The organism is Levilactobacillus fuyuanensis (assembly GCF_003946395.1).
Classification (GTDB): domain Bacteria; phylum Bacillota; class Bacilli; order Lactobacillales; family Lactobacillaceae; genus Levilactobacillus; species Levilactobacillus fuyuanensis.
Map to the genome: position 1 here is coordinate 1 of NZ_RHNZ01000009.1, position 13,677 is coordinate 13,677.

Consider the following 13,677-nt stretch of genomic DNA (forward strand, 5'->3'; position numbering starts at 1 on the left):
AACCACCAAAACGTTGATTTAACAGCGATTTGGTGGTTTTTCGTATGTGAGTGTGTTTCTAATTATCACCCGCACGGGGCTCGAACCCGTAACTCCGCCTTGAGAGGGCGACGTCTTAAACCAGTTTGACCAGCGGGCAATGTCATTAACTAGGCAATTACTAATGTACGCTATTCCCAGAAAATTGTCAATAATTCTCTGCATAAAATTACATCAAAATGGGAATTCATACAGTTTGCCGAACTTTTTCGAGGAAACTGGTTGACACTAATATCCAAACAAGTTAATATTAAATAGTTGTTTCGACAACGAGACTTATTGGGTATTAGCCAAATTGGTAAGGCGGCGGACTCTGAATCCGTAATTTACTGGTTCGAGTCCAGTATACCCAATCGATAACATTCGTAGTCGTCACTCAATGTGAAAACGTTGATGTGGCGGCTTTTTTTGTTTTTATCAAACATACAAATCACCGCAAAACGTAGTCAAAAACGTAGTCAGGATAGCCAAAAGGGAAGCCAAAGACATTCAAAAGGACATTCAGCTCTGCAGATCAGCTAAAATCTCCTATGAATCTTGGCTATGGCCATCTTCAGAATGAGTCATTTGCCTTTTGTGGAAAAATCTGCGGAATTTAAAAGCATTACCTAGATAGCCCGTATAATCACAAGTGCAATTATAAGCGCAATTCCCACCTGAACTGCAATCCAAGTGCGCTTCTGATAATCAATGGGCTGATTTTTACTTTTGCTCACATGCTCACCTCCTGCTGACAGTATACCATGTTAGAAATGCGCGTTGAATTATTGGAAAGTAAATTAGCAGTTCTCACTAACAAAAAAACTAAACCTGAGGTATAAGCAATGACGCCTATACCTCAGGCTTAGTCTTTAAATCAATGGCGTTTCTGATGGAACCAGATACCACTAGCCGTGATTAGCAGGGCAACTCCAGCAATGGTGAGAATCCAGCTGCTGGTCTTGCGTTCGCCAGTTTGTGGCAACGTGCTACCTACGTAGGTCTTGCCAGCGGCTGCGCTTGGTGCACCGTTTCCAGCCACTTGAGTGCCGGCCCCTGAACCGTAGCCGTTAGTTGCAGGACTACTGCTTGAGCCGGAGATGTTGCCACCAGCACCGCCAGTAATGACGCTACCACTGCCTTGGCTAGAACCAGGGTGGTGGACAACTGGCTTAGTTGGGATCGTTGGCTTGTTTGGCTTCACGGGCTTCACAGGCTTTATAGGCTTTACCGGCTTAGTTGGCTTTGGTGGCTTGACAGAAGGGGTTGGTTCTGGAGCTGGTTCCGTCGTCCCAGGATTCTCTGGATTAGTTGGCGTCGTAATTGGTGGCGTCGTGGTGCCAGGATTCTCTGGGTTTTCTGGATTAGTCGGTGGTGTGGTTGTCCCGGGTTCTTCGGGTCCCGCAGTGCCAGGCGACTTGGTATCCTTTGCGGCAACGCTGACTTCAGCGGCAGATCCCGCCTTGATTTCAAATGGAATTGGCGTCTGATCCAGTTCATAGCCCTCGGGCGCCTGAATCTCAACGAATTGATAGTTACCAGCTGCTAGGCCACCGTAAGTAATAGTACCTTCCGCGTCAGTCGTCTTGGTTGCAATGACTTTGCCAGTAGCAGCGTCTCGAATTTCGTAGATGGCACCTGCCAAGGCTTTGCCAGTGGCTTTATCGGTCTTGGTCAGTTTGACGAGGCCAGAATCGCCTTCTTCGGAACCACCATCACCACCATTATCGCCGTTACCGGTACCACTACCGCCCCAAACGATTTGAGAGCCGACAGTTTGGCCATTAAGGCTCGCACTATTCTTCCAGGCACCACCGGTACCGGAGACATCGGGCTTCGTGTGGTAGGTCATATTGACTGCCGTTGTGACATCGTCAAAAGTAAAGATAATTGTACTGTTACCAGCATCGACACTAGGGGTGATAGATCCGCCGTCGCTGACAAAACTTCCAGAATCGTCAAACTTCCCAGTTTGGGCGTGAACACTTCCTGGGACGTAGGTTTGGCCAGGTCCGAGATTATCGGTGATCACAGCTTGGCCTAAATGGGTGCTGTTGGGATTGAACGCAATATTCCAGGTGAGTAAGGCCGGTGAGCCATCTGAATTGCGTTCAGCAACCCAGCCAATCTTGTTGATTCCCCAATCGAGGCCAATGTTGGCATTCTCTTCAGTTCCCTTGACATAGAAGTGAAGCTCGCCGCCTCGGTTAGTCGACGTGCTGGTTAAAGTATCGTTAAAGGTGATTGTCCCGGTATTTTCACCTTCCTTGATCGAAAAGGTTCCAATTTCACGACCACTATCATCATAGAGTGGGAAGGTCACATCTCGCCGACCCACAGCGGTGTGAGGAAAGGTGACCGTCGCGGTATCGCCGGCCTGAATACTTACACCGTCCGGAATGCCCCACTTATAATCAAGCGAGTAGGTATCCCATTTGCTGAGATCACTACCATTGGGAATGACCTTGCCATTGGTGTCCGTAATGACTGCATCATTTTCACCTAAACCGGAGACTTCGATATTTCTGGCGTGAGCAGTGACTGAACCAGCGCCGATTAAAAAAATGAAAATGGCTATTAGGACGCCAATAATAATATTGGTTTTTTTTCTTTGCATCGTAATCCTCCTCCAATCCACTAGTGCATGCAGTGCACGGGTTGACAAAATATCAATCGGAATAACTGCTAGTGTCGGAAATACTTTTTTCGAGATACTTCGTTCACTGCTCTGTATTTACTATAATGACAATCCGATAGAGTAGGGGATTTGTGAGAAAAAAAGGATGGGGTTGCAACACGATTCAAACGTAACCGCAAGTTAATGTTGTGATTCGATTGAACTTGTTGGGATTTTATCGCCACTAATGCTGGTACTGAGCAATTTAGCGGACATTTTAACTGATGGATTAAAGGTTGCCAACGGAAATAATTCTCATAAAATGAAAGCAATAAAAAAACGCCATTCTGTAGAATGACGTGGTGGCCCAAATTAAAATTTATCGCCGTCTAATTTGAACAGGTGAGGCTTGCCGTAGAACCAACCTTGACGCAGGTCGAGTTCCAAGTCATCGGCCATGTCGCTTTCTTCTTGGTTTTCGACCCCTTCAAGAATTAACCGCAACTTATATTGCTTGGCAATCTTTTTCCAAAATTTTAAGCTTTCCGGAATTTCAGCTTCGCGGCCTTCATGCCGAAAATTTTGCATAGCAAATTTGATTTCGCTCGCATAGGGCAAAATTGGTTCTAGATGTTCGTACAGATTGATACCGGTACCAATATCATCTAAACTTAATTGAATGCCATGTTCATCGAAGTAGTGAACCTGGTCAATGATTTGTTTATTGGAAACTTTCTTATCCGTGACTTCTTCGGTGACCTCTAGCACCAAATTTACAGGATAAATTTGAATTTGGGCCTTAATGATGGCTTGGGCAATTGTGGGGTCGATGAATTGGCTTTGGTTAACGTTAAATGAAACGGAACCAATCTTTAACATCAACTTTTGAGCTGTACGTGCAATGAGGTCAGCCTGAATATCGATCGGAATCGATTCGAAGTTGTGCGGGAGGACCCATTTGCCGTCAACTTGCTGCCGGATCAGCAATTCGTAACCAATAAGTGAGTTGTTTAGAACATCTAGTTGGGACTGTAAAAAATAGCGATACATTATCTCATGATCCTCCTTTTTTTAGTCTGTCTGTTCCCATCATACTTTATTTAACGGAATTAAAATAGGGGTTTTGTGAAAAGAAAGGAAACAGGGCTTACGATTATAGTGTTACAGGTTAACCAATTGGAGTGAAAAAGAGGTGTGGCATTATCGAGCGGTTTGGATTATAGTAAGACTAGTATATTATTTCATATTATTGGCAATGTTATTTAGTGATTACTGACGTGACACGAATAACGCTTCCCGTCGTGGGAAATTACCGAATAGCAAGGAGATTGATCAGATGACTTGGTCAGTTTGGTTAGTACCACCAATGATCACAAGTATTTTCTTCGTCTTGGGCGTCATTACCCTATATTGGTCAATATTGAATTGGGTGACTGCCAAGGCAGAATCACAGAACAAACCCGTTAATATTAAAAATATTCGAGTTGCCGTGGGGACAACTTGTGCAGTGGTCTCGGTATTTGCGTTACAGCTTATCGTGCGTGACAGCCATTTATCGTAGACCTTCACCAATTTTCAGTTAATTTTATTAATTTTTGTCGCTTATTTCCTACAAGTGCGAATTCCTTACTGGCTGATTGTGCTGGCTGGGATCGCGTTTATGCTCTTTAATGGTAATATTAGTGAACCTCTGTCATGGATTTATACGGGCTTATTTGTGGTCTTCTACGTATTCTCTTACGTTCAGAGTACCCACTTATGGCGGTGGCCGTTTACCCGTTACGCTACCGTGGCCTTAGGTTTCGCGTTGCCGCTGTGGTATCTGGTTAAGTTACGATTCAGCTTGCCCTGGAGTACGTACGCTGAAGAGTTGATTAACTACATGATCCTCGTATCGTTGATGTATGGTTACTTTAAGATTCAAGATAAAGACCGGCGGATCAAGGATCGTTTATTCCAGTCGGCTAACTGGGATGCTTTGACTAAGGTTCAAAACTTCGCGGCGTATGATCGCGCAATCGGTTATGAATTCCGCCGCAGTACGGCTCACGATATTGATTTGTCGATGGTGATGTTTGATATCGATCACTTCAAGTGTGTTAATGATACGTATGGCCATCTGGCAGGGGATGAAGTTCTCAAACAGGTCGCCGGTACCGTGGCTAGTACGCTGAAGGCCGTCGATCCAAAGATTGTTTTGTATCGGACTGGTGGGGAAGAATTTAACATTATTTTCCCAGATTACGCTGTGGATAAGACCCGTGAGGTTGCCCAGCAAGTCTTTGATGCCGTAAAGAACCTGACGATTTCGTACAACGATGTGGATATCAACGTCACAATCTCTGTGGGTGTTTCCGCATTGAGCGTGAAGGACAGTAATCCCTTGGACTTTTACAAGCGGGTCGATGCTAACTTGTATCATTCAAAACAAAATGGTCGGCAACAGATTACGGTTGGCTAACTTTTGGTTAAACTGAGCGTGAATTCGTGAAAACAGGGCGGTTATCGTGTAAAATAGTCTTCTAGTCATGGCGGGTTCATGACGGATTGGAGCGATTACCGTGATTTTATTGTTACTCTTATTGTTGCTGCTATTCCCATTGTTACGACTGATGTTCGGCTTGGCAGGCTGGCTGTTGGGTATCGTGGGAACCCTCCTTATCGGGGCTATCGTGTTCGTGGCGTTTGCGGCATTCTTCCGCTTCTTCATCGTTGCCGCGTTGGTCATCGGTGGTGGCGTCTGGGCCTCACATGCCTTGTTCAGTTAGGCTGGACTACCAAGTGTCATCTAAAATTTATAATTGAGAAGCGCTCAGAACACAAACGTTCTGAGCGCTTTGTCTGTCTGGGTGATGTTGGTGATACGAAAAAAGCCGCGACACTGGTCGGGGCTTTCTAGACGGTTCGCTATTCAAATGACATTTCTACGAGGTAGGTGTGTTCACTCGTGACGTAACCGGTGGTAATCCAGACTTGTTGGTAATCGAGCTTCGAACTGTTGGTCCGTTCAAAGAAGTCGTCCAGCAAGTCGCCATTCTTGGCTAGGAAATCAGCACCCATGCGGTTGACCAGGAGGTTGTTCTCCGGGAAATAAATATCGGCGTTAGCCACTGGGACCGTATCGGGAACCCCGACGCTCACAACATTGCTGTTGGGTTGGGGGATAAAGTTAACCTTGTCTTGGTGTCGGTGAATGTATGATAAAACGTTATAGATCGAATCTGAGTTGCTCGCCACAGTTCTTTTCTCCCTTCGATGTCTATATTGTAACAAATATTTACAGGTTTACCAGTGCTTCGCCAAGAGATAATCAGTTATTGCAAACGAATTTCAGGCGAGTATAATTATCGCATATGTAGTTTATACAGTTTCCAGAGAGCAAATAGAGAAAGAAGGCCAAAATTCAATGATGCGACTTGCCCGTAAACACTTGGACTGGTGGGCAGTGGTCCTTGCTGTGGGCTTTATGATCATTCAAGTTATCTGTGATCTTTCGTTGCCAACGCTAACCTCCGATATTATTGATAAAGGGATTGCGCAGAACGACATTGGTTACATCTGGCAGACCGGTGGGAAAATGCTCCTACTGAGTTTTATTGGGGTGTTAGGGTCCGCAGGTAACGTGTACTATGCGGCGACCCAATCACAGAAGATGGGCCAACGAATTCGATCATCACTGTTTAAGAAAGTAACATTCTCCTCGACCGAAGAATTTGAAACAGTCGGGAATGCCTCACTGATTACGCGGACGACCAACGATGTGGTTCAGATTCAAAACGTCATGGTGCAGATGCTGCGGATGATGTTGATGGCACCGATTATGTTGATTGGGGCCGGAGTATTGGCCTACGTCAAGAGTCCTAAATTAACGCTGGTCTTCTTGGTGGCGTTACCGGTACTGGCTATCTTTACCGGGGCCATCATGTATTTTGCTGTGCCTTTATTTAAGAGCTTACAGAAGAAGATCGACCGGATCAACCTGACGTTCCGTGAAGGCTTGACCGGAGTCCGCGTTATTCGGGCGTTTAACCAAGATCAGTTTGAACAAGACCGGTTTGAAGGGGCTAACCAAGATTACACCCAGACCGGGATCAAAGTATTCATGATTGTTTCCTTAATGTTCCCAATTATTACCTTGATTATCAGTGGAACCAACATTGGTATCGTGTGGTATGGTGGGCAATTGATTGCGAGTCAATCGATGGCCGTCGGGAACATGGTGGCGTTTATGACTTATGCCACGCAGATTCTGATTAGCTTTATGATGGTTTCCATGATCTTCGTCTTCGTTCCCCGGGCCCAAGCGTCCGCTGCACGGATCAACGAAGTCATGGATTTGAAATCAAAGATCACCGATGCCGACCAACCCGCTAGCTTAACGGATGAAGCCGCCAGCCTGACCTTTGACCACGTGAACTTCCGTTACACCGGTGCCGAAGAATTGGCGCTGACTGACGTGAACTTCAGTGCGACGGCCGGTCAGACGGTGGCCATAATCGGGGGGACCGGTTCTGGGAAATCTACACTGGTTAATCTGATTCCACGGTTGTTCGATCCCGAGAGTGGGCAGATCCGCCTGAACGGGACCGCACTGACCGCCGTGAGCCAACACGACATCCACGGGGCCATTTCGATTACGCAACAGAAGGCCGTGCTATTCTCTGGAACAATTCGGAGCAACATGGTCTACGGGATGCCGGACGCCACAGACGAGCAGATTTGGCATGCCTTAGATGTGGCTCAAGCCAGTGATTTTGTTAAAGAAGAGGGCGGCTTGGACGCAACCGTTGAACAGGACGGGGATAACTTCTCCGGTGGACAACGGCAACGACTGGTCATTGCGCGGACAATTTTGAAGCGCGCCAGTGTCTATATCTTTGACGACTCCTTCTCTGCTTTGGACTTTAAGACGGATTCCTTACTGCGGCAAGATCTGCGGAAGGATGAACAGGTTCAGAATGGGGTTACGGTTATTGTCGCCCAACGGGTTTCCACTGTTGCCGATGCCGACCTAATCTTAGTCATCGATGGTGGGAAGATCGTGGGTCAAGGCACACACGATGAACTCAAGGCTACCAACAAGACGTACCAAGAAATTCTGGACTCACAACTCCGAAAGGGGGAAGTCGTCGATGCGTAATGGACGTGGATCTGTAACCAAACAACGGCCACAAAGTTTCTGGGGCACGACGATTCGGCTCTTCCGTTACATGGGCCGCTGGATTCCAGGCATTATAATTGTGTTAATTTTTGCCGCGATTGCCGTTGTTTTACAAATTAAAACCCCTAAAATTTTAGGGAAAGCCACCACGGAACTCTTTAAAGGGGTTCTGAAAGGCCAAGCCGAGTTAAAGGCGGGGCTCCCGATTCACAGCTTACCAGTGAACTTTGACAAAATTGGCCAAATTTTGCTGGTCGTGGGAATTATGTACGCCGCCGCTGCGGTCTTCAACGTGATCCAACAGGTGATCATGAACTGGATTGCCCAGAAGGTCGTGTACCAACTCCGGCGTGATTTGAAACAGAAGATGCAACACTTGCCAATCAGTTATTACGATACCCACAGCAACGGGGACTTGATGTCTCGGATGGCTAACGATATGGATAACATTGGGGGGACGCTCCAACAGACGCTATCACAAATGGTGACGAGTGTTCTGACGTTCTTTGGGGTCCTCTACATGATGCTGACCATTAGTGGTTGGCTGACGTTGGTGGCCTTGATTTCAGTGCCACTGAGTTTAATTGTTGTCATGGTCGTGGCGCCAAAGTCACAACGCTTCTTTGCCAGTCAACAGAAGAACTTGGGATTGCTGAATGATACGGTTGAAGAGACTTACGCGGGTCATACCGTTGTGAAGACATTCAACCGGGAACGAGCAACGCAAGAACAGTTTGAAGAACATAACCGGAAGTATTATCAATCAGCCTGGAAGGCCCAATTTGTCTCCAGTCTGATCTTCCCGTTGATGAACTTCGTAAAGAACTTGGATTACCTGGCCGTTGCCGTTATTGGTGGGATTCAGGTTGCTAATGGGCAAGTTAGCTTGGGGAACGTGCAAGCCTTCCTGCAATATACCAACCAGTTCTCGCAACCAATTACGCAGATGGCCAATCTGACCAACACGATTCAGGCGACGATTGCGTCCGCTGAACGGGTCTTTGCCGTCTTGGATGAAACTGATATGGATGAATCCGCCGATGCTGCCTTACCAGAGCACACGGCTGATGCGGGTAACGTCATCGAATTTGATAACGTGGCCTTCCAATACGATCCTAAGAATCCACTGATTGAAGACTTCAATCTGAAGGTCAAACCAGGTGAAATGGTCGCAATCGTTGGGCCAACTGGTGCCGGGAAGACAACCATCATTAACTTGTTGGAACGCTTCTACGACGTTGGTTCTGGCCAGATCAAGTACCGTGGTGAGAACACCAATAGTGTTGCGCGGGCCGAGTTGCGGAAACATTTCGCAATGGTGCTGCAAGACACTTGGCTCTTCACCGGGTCCATCTTCGATAACATTCGCTACGGGCGTGAGAACGCCACCGAAGAAGAGGTTTACGCGGCTGCCAAGGCGGCTCACGCAGACACCTTTATTCGCCAGTTACCGGAGGGGTATGACACGGTGCTGAACGAAGCCGCAACGAATATTTCCCAAGGACAACGCCAATTGTTGACGATTGCGCGGGCCTTCGTGGCCGATCCGGATGTCTTGATCCTGGATGAAGCGACGAGTTCGGTCGATACTCGGACGGAAATGCTGATTCAACACGCGATGGAACGCCTATTGGCGGGCCGGACCAGCTTCGTGGTGGCGCACCGTTTGTCTACGATTCAAAACGCGGAAAATATTGTGGTCATGAATCATGGGCACATTGTTGAAACGGGGAATCACGACAGCTTGTTGGCGGCCGATGGTTTCTACGCCGACCTCTATAACAGTCAATTCGCCGGCAACAACTTGGCTTAAGGACTGTGTATTGTAACCAATAGTGGAGCCGCCTCGGTGGCCAGAAATTCCGCCTGCTGTGGGGACCGCCTGCAGCCAAAGGGCGGGCTTCCGGCTCGGTTTGAAACCTCGCGAAAATCATGCGAGTTTCCAAACACGTCCCGTGGTGTAAGGCCGGGAAGAAACAAGCGCCCGGTCTAACGCCACTGTCACGGCTGGCTGCATTCCTGGCCACCTTCGGCTCATGAACTGTTGGGTGGCAATATGGGAGCAGGGTTTAGCACCGTTTGGTTCCCAGCAGATTGTCTGCGAGTGTTGTCTAGATTAGGATAAACATTTAGAGACTTTACAGTGAGAGGGGCTGTGGGCAGTAATGTCCGCGGCCTCTTTTGCGTTTCTCGGTGATAAGATTGGGAAGCAATCCGTTAAGTTTTTACAATCTAGTGGCCGGTGTGGTCGGTTCCGGGGTAGAATGAATGTAGAGAGAAAGTTGAGGCGGTAGGAATGACGTATCCACAAACGAAAGCGGCGTTGCGGCGGTTGTTGACCGATGGGATTGTGCCCGGAGTCAGCTATGCCTTTATCGATGGCGATCGGATTGAGACCGGTGAAATGGGTCAGGCGGCGCTGGTGCCGCACCCAGAAATCTTGCGGCCTGGGATGGTCTATGACGTGGCCTCGTTGACCAAGGTCGTGGGGACGTTAAGCGTGACGCTACAGCTCCTGGCGCAGGGGCGGTTGCGACTGTCCGATCGTGTGAGCGACTGGCTACCGGCGTGGCAGGATCGGCGGGTGACGATTCGTCACTTGTTGACGCATACGTCCGGCATCGTTGGCTATATTCCCAACCGTAATCAGTTGGCGGCACCCGATTTGACGGCGGCACTCCTGCGATTACACGTGGGACCGACCTTCAACCGGAAGATGGTCTATGCGGACGTTAATTATATTTTCATGGGCTGGATCGTCGAACGGATACTTGGCGAGCCAATCCAGGTTGCCGCCCAACACCGTGTATTGACGCCATTGGGCATGATGCACAGCACGTTTACCCCGCAAGATGCCGGCCAATGTGTGCCGACAGCAGTGACGCGTGAGCGTGGCTTAATTCGCGGCGCCGTCCACGATCCCAAGGGGTACGTATTGCAGCGGCGTTGTGGGTCGGCGGGGCTATTTAGCACGGCTCGTGACCTGGCCACATTCTGTCAGGCCTATCTGTACCCCGAAAAGGTGGCGAGTGTGTTGCCGCCAACGTGGATTCACCGGCTGACGGCTGATTGGACGCCAACTAGTCAGGCCAATCGCTCACTGGGCTGGGCGCTGACAGCGTCACAGTGGCCGTCTGCCCATCGCGTTATCTGGCACTCAGGATTTACCGGAACGTATCTCGTCATCGATCAGCAAGCCAAACAGGCGATGGTCTTCCTAACTAATCGCGTGCATCCGGTGGCCCCTAACTTGCCGTATCTGGATCAGCGAAATGCCGTGATTGGCACCTATTTGGCTGAGAAATAGGGTCGCCTGCGGTTTAACCAGCTTTTAATTTACGCAAAAGCTAAAGCAAAAATTCCAAGTAGGCTAAGCTTAATCTCGAACTCTACAGGAGTTTCGTGGAAATAGATAGCTATCTGCTCATAGAAATCAAAAATTGCGTTGAACCAACGATAAACGTTGATGCAACGCAATTTTTATGTGTTATAGAATAAGTGGAAAGACGATAATTCAGCGCTACAGGTTAGTTGACGCGGGGGTTAAAACTAGCCTAGCCGGAGGAGGTCAGGGATGGCACCAGCCGTGAAAGCGGTGTTAGACCGGGTGCTTGATTCTTCCCGGCCTTACAGCGTGGGACGCGTTTGGAAACTCGCATGAACCTTGCGAGGTTTCAAACCGAGACGGAAGCCCGTTCTTTGGCTGCAGGCGGTCCCCACAGCGGCAGAATCCCTGACAGCCGCAGGCGACAGTTCTTAACCGCGCCAGAACTAGAAGGTTGCTGGAATCGGTAAAGCTTCCTGCTGGCTGAAATCAGCCTCGGGGAACTTGCGCCTGAGCGCGGCAATCAGCAAATGCTTTGCGATGTCACCGTTCCGCGTCAAGATTGGGCCATGGAAGTAGGAGCAGTAGACGTTCTTGTAAATCGCGCCTTCCGTTCCGTCCTCGCCATTATTGCCCTTACCGCTGACGACGTTCCCTAGTGGCCGTTCATCAGCGCCCAGATAGGTCAGACCTTGATGATTTTCAAAGCCGTGGTAGGTCTCGCCAGTTTCCTGGTTCTTGATGACGATGTCGCCGATGAAGCGGTTGTGGTCCTGAGCCAACGTGTAGTGGTCAAGGGCACCGATACCAGGCAATTTTTCTCCATTAGCCCCAATGTAGTAGTGGCCGAGCAGTTGGAAGCCCCCACAGATGGCTAGAACGGGACCACCAGATTCGATGAATTTGGTCAGTTCAGCCTTTTTCGTTTGAATGTCTTGTGAGACGATGGTCTGCTCAAAGTCTTGGCCACCGCCGAAGAAGGCCAGGTCGTAGTCGGCAGCTTGAAAATCTTCCTCCAGGCTGACGACCTTAACGTTTAAGTGGACGTCCATTTGCTTGGCATAGTAGTTCAGCGCCAAGATATTTCCCACGTCACCATAGGTGTTCATGAGATTGCCGTACAGATGGGCCACGTTTAATTCATATGTCATACGCCCAATCCCTCCTTGATGTAGCCTTTAGTGGCTAGGATTTTCCGCATTTGAAGCATTGCCGTGTAGGTGGCAAGCACGTAGACTCGCTTTGTTGGGACCTGCTTGATCTCAGCCACGACTTTTTCCAAATCGGGTTCTACGATGTGCTTGTCATCTGGAATCCCAGCAACTTTCAGTCTGAAGGTGATGTCCTTGTAGCGTTCACCACCGGTGATCACAGCGGGGATATCACGCTTCGTCAGCTGCTCGAAGTCGCCGTCCCAGATCCAGCTGGTATCGATTCCGTCGGCGTAGTTCGCATTGAGCAGGCCAACCAGTGAGAACTTCTCCTTGTCGGTACCGATCATGTGGAGTACTTGATCCAGTCCCACGGGGTTCTTGACCAGGATGATCGTGACCTGTTTGCCATCGACGTCGATGACTTCCTGACGCCCGAAGACTTGCTGGTTCCCGTTGAAGGCTCGGGCAATCTGAGTGGGGGCGACACCCATGAAGCGACCGACCGCGTAAGCAGCCAAGGCATTGTAGATGTTATAAGTGCCCCCAACGCCAATCTTAAAGGCATGACCATCGACTTCAAATTCGGAAGACGTTGGTGTTTGGTCGCCAAGCTTGGTTAAACGGTAGGTCAGTTCTGGCCGTTCAAAGCCACAGTTGGGACAGAAATACTTCCCTTGGTTACTGTAGGTCAATGAATGGTAGTGCAAAATGTGCTCACAGACGGGGCATAGTACGCCATCCGTGTTGGGCTTGGCCTTCATATCCTGGTCGGGTTGATCATCGAAGCCGTAGTATTCAATCGGATTCGGTAATTCCTTGGAGTGGAAGATGGGGGAGTCACCGTTCGCGATAATCGTGGCATTGGGTGCCAGGGCGACCCCATCCAGAATCTTCTGATAAGTCGTGTAGATTTCCCCGTAACGGTCCATTTGATCTCGGAAGATGTTGGTGAAGACGAACGCCTTGGGTTCGATGTACTGCGTGACTTTGATCACATTGGCTTCATCGACTTCCAGCACGGCTAAGGGCCGGCCAGTCTTGGGATTCTTGGCGTTCAAGAATGTCGTGACGATCCCTTGTTCCATGTTGGAACCGGTTGGGTTGGTCAGAATAGTCGGGTATTTTTGGTTGAGGACGGAGACTGTCAGCGCCGTCGTCAAGGTCTTCCCGTTGGTACCGGTGATGACGATGACGTCGTACTTAGCGCCCAGCGTCCGTAAAATGTTGGGGTCCAGCTTCAGCGTAATCTTACCGGGCAGAGAACTGCCCCCGTGAAGAAACGTGTGGAGAAACCAGTAAGAGGATTTCCCTGCGAAGGTGGCAAAGCCGCTTCTTAATGACATGGATATTTCGCTCCTTAATCGCGACAAGATTTTTTTAATGTCGGGTTCCTTAATATTCA

Annotated in this window: 11 protein-coding genes and 2 tRNA genes; 7 read left to right on the forward strand and 6 right to left on the reverse strand. The window is 48.9% G+C overall.

The features are described from left to right. Positions 1-65: 65 nt before the first annotated feature. Positions 66-139, reverse strand: a tRNA-Glu gene (locus tag EKM73_RS06180). Positions 140-319: 180 nt separating this feature from the next. Here EKM73_RS06180 and EKM73_RS06185 point away from each other — a divergent pair. Next, positions 320-392: transfer RNA gene (locus tag EKM73_RS06185), tRNA-Gln, on the forward strand. A gap of 503 nt (positions 393-895) precedes the next feature. Here the strand turns inward: EKM73_RS06185 and EKM73_RS06190 are convergent. Both EKM73_RS06190 and EKM73_RS06195 read right to left on the reverse strand, forming a co-directional pair. Continuing rightward, a complete protein-coding gene (locus EKM73_RS06190; protein ID WP_125701110.1) occupies positions 896-2,635 on the reverse strand; it encodes a SpaA isopeptide-forming pilin-related protein in 1,740 nt (579 codons plus the stop codon). A 372-nt stretch (positions 2,636-3,007) separates the two neighbouring features. Then, complete coding sequence (locus tag EKM73_RS06195) at positions 3,008-3,685, reverse strand: EAL domain-containing protein (protein ID WP_125701111.1); 678 nt, start codon at positions 3,683-3,685, stop codon at positions 3,008-3,010. Positions 3,686-3,971: 286 nt separating this feature from the next. Between EKM73_RS06195 and EKM73_RS06200 the strand changes: the two genes are divergently transcribed. From EKM73_RS06200 to EKM73_RS06210, 3 genes are all read left to right on the forward strand, one after another. Next, positions 3,972-4,196 carry a diguanylate cyclase gene (locus EKM73_RS06200; RefSeq protein ID WP_125701112.1) on the forward strand — a complete coding sequence of 75 codons (225 nt, stop codon included), beginning with the start codon at positions 3,972-3,974 and terminating at the stop codon, positions 4,194-4,196. A gap of 54 nt (positions 4,197-4,250) precedes the next feature. Then, positions 4,251-5,096: a GGDEF domain-containing protein gene (locus EKM73_RS06205; RefSeq protein ID WP_225421323.1), complete on the forward strand. Its 846-nt coding sequence runs from the start codon at positions 4,251-4,253 to the stop codon at positions 5,094-5,096. Between the two features lie 100 nt (positions 5,097-5,196). Next, on the forward strand, positions 5,197-5,403 hold the full coding sequence (locus tag EKM73_RS06210) for a hypothetical protein (protein ID WP_125701114.1): 207 nt from the start codon (positions 5,197-5,199) through the stop codon (positions 5,401-5,403). A gap of 139 nt (positions 5,404-5,542) precedes the next feature. Here EKM73_RS06210 and EKM73_RS06215 read toward each other — a convergent pair whose 3' ends face one another. Continuing rightward, a complete protein-coding gene (locus EKM73_RS06215) occupies positions 5,543-5,872 on the reverse strand; it encodes a hypothetical protein (protein WP_020090429.1) in 330 nt (109 codons plus the stop codon). A 169-nt stretch (positions 5,873-6,041) separates the two neighbouring features. On the opposite strand from EKM73_RS06215, the gene EKM73_RS06220 reads away from it, so the two are divergent. From EKM73_RS06220 to EKM73_RS06230, 3 genes are all read left to right on the forward strand, one after another. Beyond that, complete coding sequence (locus EKM73_RS06220; RefSeq protein WP_125701115.1) at positions 6,042-7,775, forward strand: ABC transporter ATP-binding protein; 1,734 nt, start codon at positions 6,042-6,044, stop codon at positions 7,773-7,775. After that, positions 7,768-9,609 carry an ABC transporter ATP-binding protein gene (locus EKM73_RS06225; protein ID WP_125701116.1) on the forward strand — a complete coding sequence of 614 codons (1,842 nt, stop codon included), beginning with the start codon at positions 7,768-7,770 and terminating at the stop codon, positions 9,607-9,609. The genes EKM73_RS06220 and EKM73_RS06225 overlap by 8 nt, the downstream gene beginning before the upstream one ends. 483 nt (positions 9,610-10,092) lie before the next feature. Further along, positions 10,093-11,103, forward strand: a complete 1,011-nt coding sequence (locus EKM73_RS06230; protein ID WP_125701117.1) for a serine hydrolase domain-containing protein — start codon at positions 10,093-10,095, stop codon at positions 11,101-11,103. Positions 11,104-11,567: 464 nt separating this feature from the next. On the opposite strand, the gene EKM73_RS06240 is transcribed toward EKM73_RS06230, so the two are convergent. Next, entirely contained in the window at positions 11,568-12,272 is a 705-nt protein-coding gene (locus EKM73_RS06240) for a type 1 glutamine amidotransferase (RefSeq protein ID WP_125701118.1), read from the reverse strand. After that, positions 12,269-13,618: a Mur ligase family protein gene (locus tag EKM73_RS06245; protein ID WP_125701119.1), complete on the reverse strand. Its 1,350-nt coding sequence runs from the start codon at positions 13,616-13,618 to the stop codon at positions 12,269-12,271. Before EKM73_RS06245 ends, EKM73_RS06240 begins: the two co-directional genes overlap by 4 nt. Positions 13,619-13,677 lie beyond the last annotated feature (59 nt).